Genomic DNA, 19,607 nt, shown 5'->3' with positions numbered 1-19,607 from the left:
AATCCTACCCTTCTATCTCGCTCAGTTCGAGCCAACGCATGGTTTTCTCATCCAGTTCGTCATTCAGCGCGGGCAAGCGTTTCGATTTTTCAGTCAGTTCGTCTACGCTCAGCGTACCACTGCATAAAGCTTCTTCTATCTGCGTCTTTTCGGCCTCAAGTGCAGCAATATCCTTTTCCAGCTGTTCGAACTCTTTCTTTTCCTTAAATGTCATCCGACGCTTGTCGTTCAGACGTACACGCTGAGTTTTCTCTTCCTTCGGTTTAGCCTCTTCCTTGTCGTGCTCAGCCTTAGCCAGTTTCCAGTCACGGTAATCCGAATAATTTCCGGGGAAATCGCGGATATCACCCTGTCCCTTGAACACCAGCAAATGATCTACCACCTTATCCATGAAATAGCGGTCGTGACTCACCACAATCACGCATCCTTTGAAACTCTGCAAGTACTCTTCAAGCACTTGAAGTGTCACGATATCCAGGTCGTTGGTAGGCTCGTCGAGAACCAGGAAGTTCGGATTCTTCATCAGCACTGTACACAGATACAAGCGACGGCGCTCTCCCCCACTCAACTTATACACATAACTGTGCTGCGTCTCGGGAGTAAACAGAAAATGCTGCAAGAACTGCGATGCGGTCAGACGTTTTCCATTTCCCAGTTCGATGACTTCTGCAATGTCTGTAATTACATCAATCACCTTCATCTGCTCGTTGAACTGAAGCCCGTCCTGCGAATAATATCCGAAGCGGACGGTTTCTCCAATATCCAAGGTGCCACTATCCGGTTTTTCCATCCCCATCAGAATCTTGATGAATGTAGACTTTCCGGTACCGTTATTTCCCACAATACCCATCTTTTCATAACGTGCAAAGATGTAAGAGAAATCGTTCAGAATCTTTAAATCGCCAAAACTCTTGTACAGATGATCGGCTTCGAATATTTTCGAGCCAATATATGATGCTTTTACATCCAGCTTCACATTGGCATCGTACGTACGCTGTTTAGCCACCTTTTCCAGTTCGTAAAAGGCTTCTTCACGATAACGGGCTTTATGCCCGCGTGCCTGAGGCATACGGCGCATCCACTCCAGTTCCGTACGATACAGATTATTGGCCCGTGCAATCTCGGCATTGGTAGCCTCGATACGCTCCTGACGCTTTTCCAGATAATAACTGTAATTACCTTTATAGGAGTAAACCTGTTTGTTGTCTATCTCGATAATTTCGGAACATACGCGGTCGAGGAAATAACGGTCGTGTGTCACCATCAGCAAACTCAGTGTACCACGGTTCAGATACTCTTCCAGCCACTCCGTCATATCAAGGTCCAAGTGGTTGGTCGGCTCATCCAGAATCAGCAAATCCGGTTCGGTAATCAGCACATTGGCCAAAGCCACACGCTTCAGCTGTCCGCCGGAAAGATGCTTGATTTTCTGTCCGAAATCACGAATCTTCAACTGCGAAAGAATCTGTTTGGCACGACGTTCATAATCCCAAGCCTTTTCGTGCTCCATCCGTCCCAGCAAATCTTCCAGTCCCGGATTGCCCGGCGTTTCCATACAGCGTTCGTACTCCTTTATCAATTCCACCGTACTGTTTCCATGATAAAAGCAAGCCTCGAGCACTGTCAAATCCTCAGGATAGTTCGGGCTTTGTTCCAGATAGCCTACACGCAAATCGCGGCGGAAGGTAATTTTTCCTTCGTCGTATCCTTCTTTTCCCGACAGTATATTCAATAATGTAGTCTTTCCGCTTCCGTTTTTTGCAATCAGCCCGATGCGCTGTCCCTGCGCTATGCCAAAGGAAATCTGATGAAACAAAACCAAGTCGCCGAAAGACTTTGTCAAGTCTTCTACTTGTAAATAAGGAACCATAATTCAATATTATATCATTACAATACCGATTCTACCTCTTCTTTGATGCGGGCATACTCTGCACGAAGATTACATTCCTGTCCGTTCTTCACCTTATTCCATATCAGAGCAGAAGGGTCTACCATTACCTGAGTATCGGCAAAACGCAAGGCCGGATATTCTCTGGTACCATCTACAACGGTTACCCAGTCCATGCCATCCATTTCATTAATCAGTATGGCTCCAAATGCTACGCCCAGGCTTTCCCATGCCTGACGCTGGTTTTTGTTGAAGCGTCCGCTATCCATCACTTTCTGGATGCTATCTACATCGGCTTCTACCGAAGTAAAATCTTTCGACAACTGCTTCTTGATGGTACTTACAGCCCATTCGTAAGCTTCGTTTATCTCGTTGATTTCCAGCACGCGCACCGGAATTACTTCCTTACCGGGTTTCTCTCCGGCTGCACGTACATGAAGTGTACGGATTATCTCCTCTGCCGGCTTCGGACTGTCTCCCTTTGCTACTGTAAAAGAGCACTCTATTGAAATTTCTCCTTTACCGGTCACCCAAATGTGTGAAGTATACCATGCTCCTTCCTCCTGAAAGCTTTCTATCAGATAAGCACAGTCCCAACTTCCTACACTCACTCGCTTTGCACCTGCATTTTGTGCCATTTCATATTCAATGCACTCTTTGGCATAATTACGGCTTTCTCCCCGATAAGCAGAGATACGGAAATTTCCCGTCCACTTATCCGGATTGTAGAACAAAAAACTATCTTCGGTATCTTCAAACTCACGCCAATCTGCGGGGTACTCCAATGAGAACCAAGAACCGGGAGCAATATATTTCATCATACTTATCGATTAAAGTTTTACCAGTTTTTATTGAAGAGAATCTGTATGCAGCATATAAAGACTGCCTTATTTTACAGGAAGGATTTCAATCCAGTAATCGTCCGGGTCGTTGATAAAATAAAGACCCATCTTTTCGTTTTCGAAGCATACGCATCCCATTTCTTTGTGGAATTTGCGTACTTCATCATAATCGCCTTCTACACGGAAGCACAAGTGGCTTTCGTTTTCTCCCAACTCATATGCTTCAGTGTGATCGCGCAACCAGGTCAGTTCCAACAGGAAATCAGAATGGTCGTCTGCCAGATAAACCAGAATAAACGAACCGTCGGATGCTTCCTTACGGTGTGACTCATGCAGCCCCAATGCAGTCTGATAAAACTGGATACTTTTATCCAAGTTTGTCACATTAATATTAAAATGGTCGAATCGTCCTTTTACTTTCATATTCTTATCTTATTTTTGAAATTAGTCAATATGTTCTTGCTGCCCTCTCCGATAAAGCCTGATCATTGCTGTTCCATTCGCTTCGGCTACAGGTGCAAAGGCCGTTGCAGCCTCATAAGCTTCATCGAAGTGCATCGGTACAAAGATAGAAGTTTTTATCTGTTCCACAAACTGACGCGGTCCCCGCATATATTCCCTGCCCAGACGGGGATCGACCGGAAACATAGCGACGTCCACTTCTGTTGTATAGCGACGGATATACTCCAGCTCGTGCAGATAGTTTTTCTCGTAACCTTTCCATTCCGCCTCGGTACTTTCGTCCATCCAGTGCCAGTTGTTCAAATCGCCTGCATGAAACACTTTCTTCCCTTCTGCTTCAATCAGAAAAGATATGCCTACATCGGTCGAACCACACGCCTGCACATGTATCGTTTCGTCGTGATACTCATCGCCTTTTTTAAGCCACAAGGCATCATCGGCTGCCGCACGTCTTCTGCGCAAAATATCTTTGGAGAAAATATATACAATATCCGGACGAGTTTCACGCCACTTTAAAACTTCCTTATTGAAATGGTCGGCATGAAAATGGCTGGACAATACATAAAAGCGTCCGGGACGGTGAAGCAGTTCTCTGTGAAGAATACCTTCCGTAGCACCGTCGGAATCTTCAAAATAATCGAGTACTACAGTAAAGTTTTCTCCCAGCAAGGCAAATCCGCTATGATATAAATAAATCAGTTCCATATATTCGATTTGATACAAAGTTACAAAAACAAGAAAAAAACTCAAAGAAAAAAGTATATCTCCCGAACTTCTTTATCTGACAAAATGTAAACGAATATACCTTTTCATTTTTACTGAAAGTACTTTTACAAAATGTCAAATCAGAGGCTTCTACACGGCCATATTTGGAGTCTGATACGGAAGTGAACAAAAAGAAGAGTGTTTTTTAATGATACAGAAAATACATAAAGAAAGGGAAACAGACTTATTTGCAGCATATACTACTCCGTTTCTTCTCTACATATTTATATTGACACAGAAAGCGTTATTTTCATGCCGTTTTAACAAAGAAAAATTTATCTCGTTTTCTATTGAAAAACCAGAAGAATCAGTTAATATATGTATATAAAAGCAATAAACTGCAAAAAGAAAAGAGCTTTATGAAAAAGGGACTTACGCGACTGGCCACAAAAGCTTGCGTGACTAGTCGCGTAAGCCCACAATACCTGTATCATTTGCCTCCGATACCCGTTGTATTTTCTTATTTGAACAGTCAAAATCCTGCCATACAACATATAATAGAGACGATTTTCACTATCAGAAGAAGCTTTTTTCCTTCGTGAACGAAGGTTTCTTCCCAAAATGCAGTCAGCCAAACAAGCCATTATCCAGCATTCAGACAGACATCTGCCCGTTTCATAAACAATCTGTCAACGGGCCATTTTACACAGCATACGCCATCCCCAAAGCATAAAAAAGGCAGGAAGTCACTCTTCCTGCCCTTATTCTTTTCTATCAAAAATACGATGTATGTATGCCTTTAAATTATTTTACAGCAATACATTCAATTTCTACCAATGCATTTTTCGGCAATGCCTTTACAGCAACAGCAGAACGTGCAGGAAAATCTCCATCGAAATATTTAGCATATACAGCATTCATTTCAGCGAACAAAGACATATCTGCCAGGAAAACAGTAGTTTTCACAATATTTGCAGTAGTCAGTCCGGCAGCAGCCAATATATTTTTGATGTTTTCGAAAGACTGTGTAGTCTGTTCAGTAACCCCACCCGGAGCGAATTCTCCTGTAGCCGGATCAACTGGGAGCTGACCTGAAACAAAAACCATTCCATTTGCTTCGATAGCCTGGCTATATGGACCAATAGCAGCAGGAGCTTTCTCTGTAAAAATAACCTTTTTCATACTCTGATATTTGTTTATTAATAAGATTTCATCGGCTAAATTACGACAATTATCTCAATTATTATCTACCGATACAAAAAAAGTCGTTTTTATTAGCATATATGATAAAAAAACACTACTTTTGTAAATGTGAAGATACAGAAAGGCCTGATAATGTCTTTTTACCATATCTTTTACTTCCAAATAAATCAACGAATAACAATCATTAAAAAAAACTCGTAACTACCTCCCCGGTATAATTAAGACAGAACAAAGTTTCTGCCAAAACCATTCGTTATGCCTTGAGGTATTACCTAAATTCATTACACACATATATTATTATGTATAACATCATTCAATTAAACGACAAAGATTTGTCTGAATTGCAAGAAATCGCCAAAGAGTTGGGATTGAAGAAAACCAGTTCTCTCCGCAAGGAAGAATTAGTTTACCGCATTTTGGACGAACAGGCTATTGTCGGTGCTACTCAAAAAGCCGCAGCCAATAAAAACAACGAGGAACGTCAGCCGCGCAAGCGTTCACGCATCAGCGTAAAAAAAGAAGGAGATAAAGTATATACAGCGACAAAAGACAAAGCACAAAAACTGGAAGCAAACACTCCTCCCCTTCCTACTCCGGCTCCCTTGTTCAAAGATGATATTCCTGCTCCAAGCATAACTACTACTTCTACTCCGGAAACAACTCCTGATACAGCAACTGCCACAACCGAAAAACCAAAAGCAAAAAGGGGACGCAAACCTGGCAGCAAAAATAAATCGACTCTGGAGAAAGAAGCTGCACAGAAAAAAACAACCGAAATTCCGGTTATGATAAAGGAAGAAGACGAACTTCCTCCTCTGAATCTTTCTGATGGAAATGATTTTATTCCAATAGAAGATCTTCCTTCTGAAAAATTTGAATTACCTTCTGAATTACTTGGCAAATTTGAAGCCACAAAAATGGAAACTCCGGCTCCTGCTCCTCAGGAAAAAGAAAATAAACCGGCCGGTAAATTCCAACCTCGCCAACAACGATATAACAACAACCGTAACCTTCCGGCCAACCGTCCACAACAAGGACAGCCACAAGCTGCTGCCCCACAACAGGCACAGGCAACCAACGCTCCTGTTGCTGCAGAACCAGCACCTGCAAAACCGGTAGAAAAGCCTTATGAATTTGATGACGTGCTGAAAGGTACCGGAGTATTGGAAATTATGCCCGACGGATATGGATTCCTCCGTTCCTCGGACTACAACTACCTTTCTTCTCCCGATGACATTTATGTTTCTCAATCACAGATCAAACTGTTCGGTCTGAAAACCGGCGATGTGGTAGAAGGAACAATCCGTCCGCCTAAAGAAGGAGAAAAATACTTCCCGCTGGTAAAGGTATTTACTATTAACGGACTGGATCCGAACCTGGTGCGCGACCGTATCCCGTTCGATCATCTGACTCCGTTGTTCCCTGAAGAAAAATTCAAACTTTGCAAAGGATATAACGACAACTTATCTGCCCGTGTAGTGGATTTGTTCTCTCCTATCGGAAAAGGACAGCGTGCCTTAATCGTAGCGCAGCCTAAAACCGGTAAGACCATCCTGATGAAGGATATTGCCAATGCCATCGCAGCCAATCATCCGGAAGTCTATATGATTATGTTGCTGATTGACGAACGCCCGGAAGAAGTAACCGACATGGCACGCAGCGTCAATGCAGAAGTAATCGCTTCTACTTTCGATGAACCGGCAGAACGTCACGTAAAAATTGCAGGTATCGTACTGGAAAAAGCAAAACGTATGGTAGAATGCGGACACGATGTGGTAATTTTCCTCGATTCTATCACTCGTCTGGCACGTGCATACAATACGGTATCTCCGGCATCGGGTAAAGTACTTTCGGGTGGTGTGGATGCCAATGCACTGCATAAGCCGAAACGCTTCTTCGGAGCAGCCCGTAATATCGAAGGAGGTGGTTCGCTTACCATCATTGCAACTGCCTTGATTGATACCGGTTCGAAGATGGACGAAGTAATCTTTGAAGAGTTCAAGGGTACAGGTAATATGGAACTCCAGCTCGACCGCAACTTGAGCAACAAGCGTATCTTCCCGGCTGTCAACATAATCGCATCAAGCACACGCCGCGACGATCTGCTGCTGGACAAGACTACACTGGATCGTATGTGGATTCTCCGCAAATATTTGTCGGATATGAATCCGATAGAAGCAATGGACTTCGTAAAAGACCGTCTGGAAAAGACAAAAGACAACGAAGAGTTCCTTATGAGCATGAATTCGTAATTATTCAACGATACTATAAAAGCTCTGAAATGATTCAATTGCAGAATCATTTCAGAGCTTTCTTTTTTAATCGCTTTCAGGGAAATAAGTCCCTTACAATGAGATAATGTTCCCATATACTATAAAATTAATCACAGGAGCAGATTCTTCAATTGCAAATTCGCATAAATATGCTAATTTTGTTTCATACTACTAATGAAGACAGACAACTTATATGAACATCGCTAAATATCTCTTATGCACATGCTGCATAGGTTTGTCTTGCATCCATACAGCTCCGGCACAAAACGCCGAAGAACTGTATAGGAAAGCAACAGAAACACAACAGGCAGAGACATGGAACAAGTTGGCCGAATATCTTTATACGGCACGTAAAAACCCTACATTATTGCGTACTGCAACCGAACATGCCCAAAAGCTGGCACAAAAGAACAGGGACTCTATAGAATGGGGAAAAGCTGTAATATACGGTTCTGATTTATTTTACCAGAAAGGAGAATTTCAATCCTATCAGAACGAAAACAGAAGAGCCTTAAAACTACTTCGGAATACTCACGAATACGGTTTGCAAGAAGTGGCCCTGAATAATATTGCAACTTCTTTCGGCGAGCAGGATCAAATTGATTCACTGATTTACTACACACGGAAGGCAATGTTCCTGAACCGTCTCCACAAAGGGAGTAGAGGAAAATGGGGAGAAGAATGTCAGAATATGGCATATGCATACAGTGTATATGGAATAGCAGACTCCGCCTATCATTATACAAAGGAAACAATAGAAGCCTCAATCGAAGCCAAAGATACATTACGCCTGCTCGATGCTTATAGCCAGATGGCGGTATTTTATATCAAGAAGAAACAATACCCCGATGCTCTGAATTATTTTACCAAAGCTTTGGATATCTATGAACTGGTAGAGAATAAACACAACCGTCTTTATGTATATACGAATCTGGCCGCCATGTATCATAAATGGGGAAAGAAAACGGCTGCCATTAAATTTGCAAGACATGCACTGAAAGATGCGGAAGGTACAGCCGAGAAAGCGACCTATGGCAAACTGCTCTGCAATTTGGGACTTTATCTGCATGCGGCCGGAATGTTCAGGGAATCGGCTGATACATTAAGAATGGCTCTTCCACTTGTCAGCGAATCGTTCCATTATCAAGGCAGTCTTTGCCAGACTTTGGCAAGCGATTATGATATGTTGGGTATGCCCGACTCTTGTGAATACTACCTGAACAAAGTAGATAGTCTGGCAGAAACTCACCAGTTTGTACGGGGAGAATTGTTTTATGCGTCTAAAGTTGCCCTGCTGATGCATAGAAAAAATTACAGGGAAGCAGCTTTTTATGCCCAACGCTTTGTAAAACTGGATGAGCAAAAGGAGTTGACAGAAAGTTCTCCTTACATATACAACATGATATCGCTGGCACTGGAAAAAGGTACAGAAGATTATCGGACTGCACTGAAATACAAGAAGAAAGCTGCCAGCATGCAGGACTCTTTGTACCAGGAGAAGGCAAACATACAGATGAACGAATTCTATGCACGCTACCAGACTACTGAAAAAGAACTGGAAATAGCCTCAATGAGACTGGCCAGACAAAAATGGATACTGGCTATAGTAGGAAGTGCATTGATGATTATTATACTGTGTATGATTACTCTTTACCAGCGCATGAAACGAATCCGGAAAGAAAAGGAAGCGGCAGATCTGCATATCCGTATCCAACAGAAAGAACAGGAACTGGAGAAAACGGAAAAAGAAATGCACTCGCATGTGATTGACTCTTATTTTAAAGGAATTGAAGCGGAACGGGAACGACTGGCTAAAGAACTGCATAACAATGTGGCCAATGAGCTGTTGGGAATAAGTATGCTTATGAAACTACAGCCGGACAAAAGCGAAGAGGCAATACAACAATTACAGAAACTGCAAAAAGAAGTACGAACCATTTCGCACGACTTGATGCCTCCCATATTCAGACAAGTTACACTGACAGAGATTTTAAAAGCGCACATCTACAACCTCAACGTAAGAGGAAACTGCAATTTCGAACTAATACTGACGAATGAACAGGAGCTAAATAAAGTCACGGAAAAAATATCACTTGTAGTTTACAGAATGGTACAGGAACTTTCCGGAAACATCATTAAATATGCATCGGCTTCTGCAGCTACGATTGAGATAGAAGCAGGCCAAACGCACATAAAATTGAAGATAAGTGACAATGGTAAAGGGTTCGATCCGCAGAAAAAGAGAAAAGGAGTAGGACTTCAATTGGTCAAGAAACGAATCGATGAACTGAAAGGAACTTTCCTCTTAGATACTGCAACAGGAGAAGGATGCAGAATCACAATCACATTTCCTTTATAAAAAGAATCCGGATTCCAGTTTGTTTCAGACCTTGGAATCCGGATTCTTTCATAAAACAGCTTTAAGTATTTCTTAATAAGAATGGTCGTCTTCTTTCAATTCTTCGGAAGTAATCGGTTTCTTATCGATGGCTCGCCATGCATATACGATATATGCCAGGACAAAAGGAACGAGAATAGAAACATAGGCCATTACACGCAAAGTAAACTGACTGGAGCAGCTGTTTGCCAATGTCAATGAGCTCTGCATATCGGCTGTAGAAGGATAATAAGCCGTATTGTTATATCCTACAGCCAGTAATAAAGCAAGCACTGTAAATACGGTGCCTATTCCTGCAGCCCAAATTCCCTTGGTATACGAAGTACAGAAAATGCTTTTCACCAGGCCATACAAGACTCCTGCAACTCCCACTAAAAACAGAACAAGCAGATAAGGCATAGCCAGCAAATTATGGAAATATTTGAAAGGTTCCATCACTATCTCCTGCGTTTCTGGATTTACAGCAAAACCATCTTTAAGCAAAGTGCGTATTACAAAAGCAAGGAAAAAGAAGAGAAAAGGAACAGCGTCGGATATGAGTTGACGACGGCAACGGGCAATCAATGCCTCACAGCGAATATTATTGATAAAATAGAGATTTCCTAACAGACGGGCAAGGAAGAAGACAGCAAATCCCAGCACAATATTCCACGGATCGGTAAAAGCATCCAGACCATGCCATCCATTCGCCCAACGGCTTATTACCGGCATCATCTCATCAGTCATATTTCCTTTATCGATAATAAAATTAGAGCCGTTGAAGAAAGTAGCAACTGCAGCTCCCAGCAATATCGGTCCTACAATACCATTGATAACTAAAAAATACTGATAAGTCCGTTTGCCTAAGAGGTTGCCTAACTTTGACTGGAATTCATAAGATACTGCCTGTAATACAAAACTAAAAAGGATAATCATCCACAACCAATAGGCTCCTCCGAAACTTGTACTATAGAACAATGGGAAAGAAGCAAAAAAAGCTCCTCCAAAAGTAACCAGTGTAGTAAATGTAAACTCCCATTTACGACCGGTAGAATTAATCATCAGTGTACGTTCTTCTTCCGTATGAGCTAAACGGAACAGCAGAGAATTACCTCCCTGAACAAATAATAAAAATACCAGCAACGCACCCAGCAGGGACACTAAAAACCACCAGTAATGCTGTAGAAAAATATAGGTTGAATCCATAATCTTATATCAAATAATAAATAAACAATGATGAATTTATGCTTCCTCAGGTCCTTTTTTTATTGCTTTCAGCATGATATTTATTTCGGCAATAAGCAGAACCGTAAACATCACAAGGAAAATAAAGAATGTAGTCTGCACCGAACCTGTTTCCAGTTTTGATATAGCGGCATTTACCGGAAGCATATCCTGAATAGCCCATGGCTGACGGCCTACTTCTGCTACAATCCATCCTGCCTGACTGGCCAAATAAGCAAACGGAAGGCTCCAAAGAGAAATCCAGTGCAGCCACCTTAACTGAGACAGTTTATGTTTCCATGCAACAATCAGAATCAAAGCAAACAGGCCTATAAAATAGACTCCAAAGCCTACCATCACTCTAAAAGACCAAAATAACAGCCACACATTCGGAACCAGTGTATCCGGTTCTTTAATATATCCATAGCCAAAATATTTCATGTTTTTATCCAGGACCTTACGGGCTTCCTGCATTTGAGCATTATCCCCCTCCTGTTTGGCCTTCCGATAATTGCCTAATGCCGTAATAGCCTTTTGCCCACGCTTAATTTTTTCCTCTACGGACAGCGCTTTCTCTCCATTGGGTTGTGTATATCCTCCTTGCAACAAATCATTCATTCCGGGAACAAAACCATCTATATCATGAGTAGCAAGTAAAGACAACATACCGGGAATTTTAAGACTTCCTACTACAGTAAGCGGTTCGTGTGAGCCACCTTCATATAATCCCTCCATTGCAGCCAGTTTCATCGGTTGCAACTGAGCTACCTGATAAGCCGATTTATCGCCAGTAAAGGCTGTAACAAGTGATGCAAACAGACCTACTCCTGCCGCTATCTTAATACTTGCCAAAGCAAACTCTTTCTCTCTCTTACGCAATAAGAACCAAGCACTGACAGCAATCACAAAAGCTGCTCCTACCATCCAGCTGCTCAATACAGTATGCAAAAACTTCATTACCGCTACCGGTGAAAAGGCTACAGCTGCAAAATCCACCATTTCATTACGTACGGTTTCAGGATTGAACTCCATCCCTACCGGATACTGCATCCACGAATTGGCTACCAAAATCCACCAGGCAGAAAAAGTCGCTCCTATACCTGTCAGCCAAGTAGAAGCCAAATGAAAACGTTTACTTACTTTATTCCATCCGAAGAACATGACGGCAATAAAAGTAGCCTCCATAAAAAAGGCTACAATACCTTCAATGGCCAAAGGTGCTCCAAATATATCTCCTACAAACCAGGAATAATTACTCCAGTTGGTACCAAACTGAAACTCCAGAATGAGTCCTGTAGCTACACCAATAGCAAAATTAATACCAAACAGCTTCATCCAGAATTTTGCAGTCCGCTTCCAAAATTCATTATCGGTAATAAAATACAGTGTTTCCATAATACCCATTATCACTGCTAATCCCAGTGTAAGTGGCACAAACAACCAATGATACATTGCTGTCAAAGCAAACTGGGCTCTCGACCAGTCAATCATCGAGGTATCAATACTTTCTAACATAAATTTATTTATTAAGGTTAATAATCTATTGCACGTTCTATCAATTCAGTTCCTACATAGTTTTGCTTTTCTTTTTCGGTCTTTCCTCCCAGAAAAGAGGGAAAGAAAAACAATTTAAGGACAAAGAACATTATAAAAAGCTTTATGAGGATAATCATCCACAATGTCTTGCCCAATGTCATCTGGGAAAAACCATCTCTATAAAACTTCCAGATATTAATTATATTCTTTTTAATCATATTCTATTTTTACAATTATTACAAAGTAAAGTCTTTTATCGATAAAAAACAAAGATTCATCCTCGTAAATTGCCAGAGAAGCTACTTTATTTTTATGTAAAAATTGCAGTTTCTACCTTTGTATCAGTAAAAATAAACGACAGTCCTCTCCATGATAGCAATATACAGATGATAGGACAAAAAAGATTTATACAAAACATGTATAAACAACATAGTAAATAAATAAAGTAATGAAACAAAAAACTTTCTTTTTAGTCTGGCTCTTCTCTGCCGCTACGCCCCTTTTTGCTCAAGAGCAAAAGACATGGACACTAAACGACTGCTTGGAATATGCACTTGAAAAAAATATCCAATTGCAGCAGAATATACTGACGATGCAGGAAACTGAGATTGATGTAAAGAAAGCAAAAGCTGAACTCTTTCCCAGCCTTTCATTTACCACTGGTCATAATCTGATCAACCGGCCGTATCAAGAAAACAGCAACACGGTAAGTGGAACAGAAATCATCAGTAGTGACAACAAAAATACATATAACGGTAATTATAGCTTAAACGCACAATGGACTTTGTGGAATGGCGGTAAGCGATTGAATAACATCAAACAACAAAAGACCAATTTGAAAATAGCAGAACTGAGCATCGCCGAAACAGAGAATATGCTGCAAGAAGAGATTGCCAAACTGTTTATTCAGATTCTTTATGCCGATGAATCCGTAGCCATTAACAAAAACACATTGGAAGTAAGCGAAGCTACTTATGCCCGCGGAAAAGAGCTTTTTACGGAAGGTAGTATTTCAAAAGCTGATTTAGCCCAACTGGAGGCTCAAATAAGCAACGACAAATATCAAGTTGTTTATGCCGAAAGTTCCTTACGTAACTACAAGCTACAATTGAAACAGTTGTTGGAACTGGAAGGAACAGAGGAGATGAATTTGGCTTTACCCAAAGTAAATGAAGAACAAGTCGTCCGCCTCCTTCCGGCTCAAGAAGACGTATATCAGACAGCCTTAAGCACACGTCCGGAAATCCAAAGCAGCAAATACAGCATTGAAAATGCCAAACTGAATATTGCCAGTGCTAAATCCGGATACATGCCTACCATCAGTTTGTCGGCTTCGACCTCCAGTACAACCAATAGTGCCAGTACCAATAACTGGGCACAACAAATGAAGTACGGATGGAACAACATGATAGGAATCAATTTGAGTATTCCCATTTTCGACAACCGACAAAATAAAAGTAATTTACAAAAGGCACGTATACAATATAGCAACAGTCAGCTGGAGTTGACAAACAAACAAAAAGAATTGTACAGCACAATCCAGAGTCTTTGGCTGGATGCACTCAACGCGCAACAGCAATACCTTGCAGCAAATGACAAGCTGAAGAGTTGTACGACAAGTTTCGACATGGTCAACGAACAGTTTACCCTGGGAATGAAAAATACGGTAGAATTGCTTACAGAAAAGAATAATTTGCTTAGTGCACAGCAACAACAGGTACAAGCCAAATACATGGCCATACTAAATCGTACATTGCTGAACTTTTATGCGGGACAAAAAATTGAATTATAAGAAAACGGTCATATGAAAAATAAAAAAATTATTATTACTACAGTTGCCGGAGTCGTTGTGATTGGAGGTTTCTGGCTTTTCAGTGGTTCAAAAGCACAGACTAAAATTGAGTTTGCTACCCAACAGGTACAAAGACAAAACATCAGTAATTCAATTACGGCAACAGGAACCATAGAACCTGTAACAGAGGTCGAAGTGGGAACTCAGGTATCGGGTATCATAGACAAAATCTATGTCGACTATAACTCGGTAGTAAAGGAAGGAGAAGTAATCGCCGAAATGGATAAGGTCACTTTATTAAGTGACTTACAATCAGCTCAGGCCACTTACGATGGAGCAAAAGCCGAATACGATTATCAGAAGAAGCTATACGAACGAAACGAAAAATTACATCAAAAACAATTGATAAGTGATACAGACTACGAACAATCTGTATATAACTATCAACGGGCACGCAGTACATACGAACAGACAAAGGCTGCTTTGGCTAAGGCAGAACGAAACCTTTCGTACGCTACCATTACCTCCCCTATCAATGGAATTGTAACCAGTAAAGATGTAGAAGAAGGACAGACCGTAGCTTCAGGCTTCGAGACTCCGACACTATTTAACATCGCAGCAGACTTAACTAAAATGCAAGTTGTAGCCGATGTAGACGAGGCCGATATTGCAGGAGTAAAAGACAGTGCACGAGTTACCTTCACAGTAGATGCTTATCCTGATGACGTATTTGAAGGAAAGGTAACTCAGATCCGATTAGGAAGTACAAACAGCAGCAGTACGAGCAGCACAAGCAGCACAAGTGAAACCGTAGTCACTTATGAAGTTGTTATTACTGCCGACAATCCTGATTTGAAACTTAAGCCACGTCTGACAGCCAATGTCACCATCTACACAGACGAACGCAACAATGTACTTTCCGTTCCCAACAAAGCATTACGCTTTGTCCCCAGTAAAGAACTGGCAGGCGGACGTGCCATCCAGAACTGCGAAGGAGAACATAAAGTATGGACATTGGAAAACAATACATTCATTGCACATCCTGTGAAAACCGGACTCTCTGACGGAAGCAATACAGAAATCCTTGGCGGTATTTCGGAAGGAACTCCTGTCATTACAGAAACAATTGTAAAAGGCAGTGAACCGACCCTGGGAGAAAGCAGTCCACAAGGAGAAAGAAGTCCATTTATGCCTGGACCACCGGATAAGGACAAAAAGAAAAAATAATCTGATTATGGATAATAGAAAAGTCATTATCGAACTACAGAATATCAAACGAAACTTTCAGGTAGGAGATGAAACTGTCCATGCCTTGCGAGGAGTTTCATTTACCATACATGAAGGGGAGTTTGTAACGATTATGGGAACCTCCGGCTCCGGAAAGTCGACTCTGCTGAACACATTAGGATGTCTGGATACACCCACCAGTGGCGAGTACTTGCTCGATGGAGTTTCTGTACGTACCATGGGCAAATCTCAAAGAGCAATACTCCGTAACCGGAAGATTGGATTTGTATTCCAAAACTACAACCTGTTACCTAAAACAACGGCTGTAGAAAATGTAGAATTGCCTCTAATGTACAACTCTTCTGTAAGTACAGCAGAACGCCGGCGAAGAGCTATCGAATCATTGATAGCGGTAGGATTGGGCGACCGGTTGGAACACAAGTCCAACCAGATGTCGGGTGGACAAATGCAGCGTGTAGCCATAGCCCGGGCACTGGTCAACAATCCCGCAGTGATTCTGGCTGATGAAGCTACAGGAAACCTCGACACACGTACTTCATTCGAAATATTGGTTCTGTTTCAGAAACTACATGCCGAAGGACGTACAATCATCTTCGTTACCCATAATCCGGAATTGTCACAATACAGTAGCCGAAACATCCGGTTGCGCGACGGCCACGTCATCGAAGATATAGAAAACAAACATATTCTATCGGCTGCTGAAGCATTGGCTGCACTGCCAACCAATGACGAAGACTAAGTGATAGAACCTGATAAAAGAAATAAAAAATGAACGGTACAAACCTTTTAAAAATAGCATTCCGAGCCTTGGCCAACAACAAACTCAGGGCTTTCCTTACCATGCTGGGAATCATCATCGGAGTGGCTTCGGTCATTACCATGCTTGCCATAGGCCAAGGGTCCAAACGAAGCATACAGCAGCAAATCTCAGAAATGGGATCGAATATGATTATGATTCATCCGGGAGCGGAAATGCGTGGAGGTGTTCGCCAAGACCCCTCTTCCATGCAAACTTTAAAGTTGGAAAATTATGAAACACTGGTCAACGAGTCCATGTATCTTTCTGCCATCAGTCCGAATGTTTCTTCATCGGGACAGCTTATAGCAGGAGCCAATAACTATCCTTCTTCTGTCAGTGGTGTAAGTATCGGTTATTTGCAAATACGCCAGCTTAAAATAGAACAAGGAGAGATGTTTACAGAAAACGACATCCGTACCGCAGCCAAAGTCTGCGTTATCGGTAAAACCATTGTCGACAATCTGTTTCCAGACGGTACCGACCCTATCGGTAAGATAATCCGCTGCAACAAGATTCCTCTCCGGGTAATCGGTGTATTGGAATCGAAAGGATACAACTCCATGGGTATGGACCAGGATGATGTAGTACTTGCTCCTTATACCACTGTGATGAAAAGACTTCTGGCACAGACTTACCTGAGCGGAATCTTTGCATCGGCTCTGACTGAGGAGATGACCGATGAAGCCGTAGACGAAATAACAAGCATCCTCCGCAGAGAACATAAGCTGAAAGCTACCGACAGTGATGATTTCACCATCCGTACCCAGCAAGAACTCAGTTCAATGCTGAATACAACAACCGACTTGATGACTACACTACTGGCATGCATTGCCGGTATATCATTAATAGTAGGTGGTATCGGTATTATGAATATCATGTATGTATCGGTCACCGAACGTACAAGAGAAATAGGTCTCCGTATGTCTGTAGGAGCAAGAGGTATAGACATCTTGTCGCAATTCCTTATAGAATCCATCCTCATCAGTATCACGGGAGGTATCATAGGAGTACTTCTTGGATGCGGAGCCAGCGCAATCGTAAAAAACGTAGCTCATTGGCCCGTCTTTATCCAGCCTTGGAGTGTGCTGCTTTCTTTCGCAGTCTGCACTTTCACAGGTGTTTTCTTCGGCTGGTATCCTGCCAAAAAAGCAGCCGATCTTGACCCGATAGAGGCTTTGCGCTACGAATAAGATATTTAACGAAACGGGCTTGGGAAAGTCTGTTATAACAACTTTGTTCTTCATAACTTTGGTTTCCTGTCCGGCTGTACGGAACACTCTTTTCCAAGTTTCACACTATTCCGTTCCAAGCAGCCGGACTTTCTCCAAAAAACACGTATCTTTGTTCCTAAAGCTTATTACTCACACATGAAACCTATAAACGAAAGAAAACACCGTCCTCTGGAATTGCTTATCCACATCATCTGCTGGGGCATGTTCTACGTTTTCCCACTTTTTTTAGTACAACGGAATAACGGTTTTATAGACTGGCATGTCTTTATGATCCACTCGATGGTACCGACTTCCCTATTTCTGATTTTTTATATCAACTATCTGGTTCTGATTCCTCAAATCCTTTTTCGGGAACGCACAAAAGAATTTCTTATAATCAACTTTATCATCATTGTAGCGCTCACCTTTATCTTACGATACTGGAACAATCTGCATTTTCCTCCCCCCATGGATATGAGGCGTCCGGCTCCTCCACAATATACATTTTATATGCGTGATATGGCCAGTCTTATCTTTGCAGCCGGATTAAGTGTGGCCATCCGTATGAGTATGCGCTGGAGTGAATCCGAGGCAGCACGGCAAGAAGCAATAAAAAGCCGTACCGAAGCAGAACTGAAAAATCTGCGTAACCAGCTCAATCCTCATTTTCTACTCAACACATTAAACAATATCTATGCACTTATCTCCTTTGATACAGAAAAAGCACAGCAGGCTGTACAGGAATTAAGTAAATTGTTACGCTATGTACTCTACGACAATCAGCAGATGTATGTACCTCTACATAAGGAAGTAGACTTTATACGCAATTATATCGAACTGATGCGTATCCGGGTATCAACGCTTGTCAATATACAAACGGAGTTTCAGATAAAGCCCAACAGCTCTACCCCTATTGCGCCCTTAATTTTTATTTCACTCATAGAAAATGCATTCAAACACGGCATTTCTCCTACCGAGCCCAGCTTTATTCACATCACGCTATCGGAAGACAATGACCACATTTGCTGCATGATACGAAACAGCAACCATCCCAAGGCAGAAACTGATAAAAGCGGGTCTGGAATAGGACTTGAACAAGTCAGAAAACGGCTGGAACTAATTTATCCGAATGCTTATGAATGGATTCAGAAATTATCGGATGACAAAAAAGAATATTTATCGGTAATCACTATAAAACTAACACACTAATTTCTCCTTTTTATGACTACATTACGATGTGCAATAGTAGATGACGAACCTCTGGCTTTAGGACTTTTGGAAAGCTATGTAAAGAAAACCTCATTTCTGACTTTAGAAGGAAGTTATTCCAGTGCCATACAAGCCATGAAATATCTTCCCGAAAAACCTGTAGATTTACTCTTCCTCGATATACAGATGCCGGAACTGAACGGACTGGATTTTTCTCACATGGTTCCCCCGACTACCCGCATCGTATTCACTACGGCTTTCGAACAATATGCACTCGACGGATACAGAGTAAATGCATTAGACTATTTACTGAAACCCATCAGTTACACAGACTTTATGCAGGCTGTCAATAAAGCTGTACAATGGTTTGAAATGGCACAGCACAACAACACCCCGACACCCGCCTCAAAAGAGGAAATCAACTTCATTTATGTAAAGAGTGATTATAAACTGGTCCAGATAGAACTGAGCAAGATACTCTATATAGAAGGCTTGAAAGACTATATCAAAATCTATCTGGAAGGAGAAGCACGCCCTATATTGTCTTTAATCAGTATGCGGGCCATAGAAGAAAAACTTCCGTCCAGCCGGTTTATCCGTGTACACCGTTCTTTTATCGTACAAAAACAGAAAATCAGATTAATTGATAAAGGACGCATTATCTTCGGAAAAGAATATATTCCTATCTCAGACAGTTATAAGCAGGAGCTTCAAAATTATGTTAACGAACATACTATTTAAATATTTAATAACTAAAGAACACCGTTTGGAAATAAAATTGAAACTTTTTTTACTGTTTTTTTTGTACATTAAAATATATCATCTATATTTGTAAAGT

16 protein-coding genes are annotated in these 19,607 nt (G+C 41.6%); 8 read left to right on the top strand and 8 right to left on the bottom strand.

The genetic code is table 11. From position 1 onward, the window contains the following. Positions 1-4: 4 nt before the first annotated feature. The 5 genes from WKU26_RS02940 to WKU26_RS02920 all read right to left on the bottom strand — a co-directional run bounded on the left by WKU26_RS02940 (position 5) and on the right by WKU26_RS02920 (position 5,079). Entirely contained in the window at positions 5-1,870 is a 1,866-nt protein-coding gene (locus tag WKU26_RS02940; RefSeq protein WP_340320842.1) for an ABC-F family ATP-binding cassette domain-containing protein, read from the bottom strand. A gap of 17 nt (positions 1,871-1,887) precedes the next feature. Further along, entirely contained in the window at positions 1,888-2,706 is an 819-nt protein-coding gene (locus WKU26_RS02935; RefSeq protein WP_340320878.1) for a DUF3805 domain-containing protein, read from the bottom strand. A gap of 69 nt (positions 2,707-2,775) precedes the next feature. After that, positions 2,776-3,153 carry a VOC family protein gene (locus tag WKU26_RS02930; RefSeq protein WP_340320841.1) on the bottom strand — a complete coding sequence of 126 codons (378 nt, stop codon included), beginning with the start codon at positions 3,151-3,153 and terminating at the stop codon, positions 2,776-2,778. A 21-nt stretch (positions 3,154-3,174) separates the two neighbouring features. Beyond that, the gene (locus WKU26_RS02925) at positions 3,175-3,897 is read right to left on the bottom strand and encodes an MBL fold metallo-hydrolase (protein ID WP_340320840.1); all 723 of its coding nucleotides are present in this window, start codon (positions 3,895-3,897) and stop codon (positions 3,175-3,177) included. A gap of 804 nt (positions 3,898-4,701) precedes the next feature. Beyond that, positions 4,702-5,079: a RidA family protein gene (locus WKU26_RS02920; RefSeq protein WP_178265826.1), complete on the bottom strand. Its 378-nt coding sequence runs from the start codon at positions 5,077-5,079 to the stop codon at positions 4,702-4,704. A 320-nt stretch (positions 5,080-5,399) separates the two neighbouring features. On the opposite strand from WKU26_RS02920, the gene rho reads away from it, so the two are divergent. Together rho and WKU26_RS02910 are read left to right on the top strand one after the other, a co-directional pair. Further along, complete coding sequence (gene rho, locus WKU26_RS02915) at positions 5,400-7,352, top strand: transcription termination factor Rho (protein WP_340320839.1); 1,953 nt, start codon at positions 5,400-5,402, stop codon at positions 7,350-7,352. A 214-nt stretch (positions 7,353-7,566) separates the two neighbouring features. After that, complete coding sequence (locus WKU26_RS02910) at positions 7,567-9,732, top strand: ATP-binding protein (protein WP_340320838.1); 2,166 nt, start codon at positions 7,567-7,569, stop codon at positions 9,730-9,732. A 72-nt stretch (positions 9,733-9,804) separates the two neighbouring features. Here the strand turns inward: WKU26_RS02910 and cydB are convergent, their stop codons facing one another. From cydB to WKU26_RS02895, 3 genes are read right to left on the bottom strand one after another with little or no spacing between them, the layout of a single operon-like run. Further along, entirely contained in the window at positions 9,805-10,956 is a 1,152-nt protein-coding gene (cydB, locus tag WKU26_RS02905; protein ID WP_340320837.1) for a cytochrome d ubiquinol oxidase subunit II, read from the bottom strand. Positions 10,957-10,992: 36 nt separating this feature from the next. Continuing rightward, entirely contained in the window at positions 10,993-12,489 is a 1,497-nt protein-coding gene (locus tag WKU26_RS02900) for a cytochrome ubiquinol oxidase subunit I (RefSeq protein ID WP_340320836.1), read from the bottom strand. A gap of 17 nt (positions 12,490-12,506) precedes the next feature. Continuing rightward, the gene (locus WKU26_RS02895) at positions 12,507-12,728 is read right to left on the bottom strand and encodes a DUF4492 domain-containing protein (protein ID WP_178265831.1); all 222 of its coding nucleotides are present in this window, start codon (positions 12,726-12,728) and stop codon (positions 12,507-12,509) included. 230 nt (positions 12,729-12,958) lie between these two features. Here WKU26_RS02895 and WKU26_RS02890 point away from each other — a divergent pair, with 230 nt between their 5' ends. The 6 genes from WKU26_RS02890 (at position 12,959) to WKU26_RS02865 (ending at position 19,510) form a co-directional block, all read left to right on the top strand. Next, on the top strand, positions 12,959-14,302 hold the full coding sequence (locus WKU26_RS02890) for a TolC family protein (protein WP_178265832.1): 1,344 nt from the start codon (positions 12,959-12,961) through the stop codon (positions 14,300-14,302). A gap of 12 nt (positions 14,303-14,314) precedes the next feature. Then, on the top strand, positions 14,315-15,529 hold the full coding sequence (locus WKU26_RS02885) for an efflux RND transporter periplasmic adaptor subunit (RefSeq protein ID WP_340320835.1): 1,215 nt from the start codon (positions 14,315-14,317) through the stop codon (positions 15,527-15,529). Between the two features lie 7 nt (positions 15,530-15,536). Beyond that, a complete protein-coding gene (locus WKU26_RS02880) occupies positions 15,537-16,289 on the top strand; it encodes an ABC transporter ATP-binding protein (protein WP_340320834.1) in 753 nt (250 codons plus the stop codon). Positions 16,290-16,318: 29 nt separating this feature from the next. Continuing rightward, positions 16,319-17,539, top strand: coding sequence for an ABC transporter permease (locus tag WKU26_RS02875; protein WP_340320833.1), 1,221 nt, complete (start codon positions 16,319-16,321; stop codon positions 17,537-17,539). Positions 17,540-17,716: 177 nt separating this feature from the next. Continuing rightward, on the top strand, positions 17,717-18,769 hold the full coding sequence (locus tag WKU26_RS02870) for a sensor histidine kinase (protein ID WP_178265836.1): 1,053 nt from the start codon (positions 17,717-17,719) through the stop codon (positions 18,767-18,769). Positions 18,770-18,781: 12 nt separating this feature from the next. Further along, on the top strand, positions 18,782-19,510 hold the full coding sequence (locus WKU26_RS02865; protein WP_340320832.1) for a LytR/AlgR family response regulator transcription factor: 729 nt from the start codon (positions 18,782-18,784) through the stop codon (positions 19,508-19,510). The last annotated feature ends 97 nt before the right edge of the window (positions 19,511-19,607 follow it).

The organism is Phocaeicola sp. HCN-40430 (assembly GCF_037890285.1).
In the GTDB taxonomy this organism is placed as follows: domain Bacteria; phylum Bacteroidota; class Bacteroidia; order Bacteroidales; family Bacteroidaceae; genus Phocaeicola; species Phocaeicola acetigenes.
Note: the sequence above shows the minus strand (reverse complement) of the source record. Positions and strands in the feature narration are given on the sequence as shown.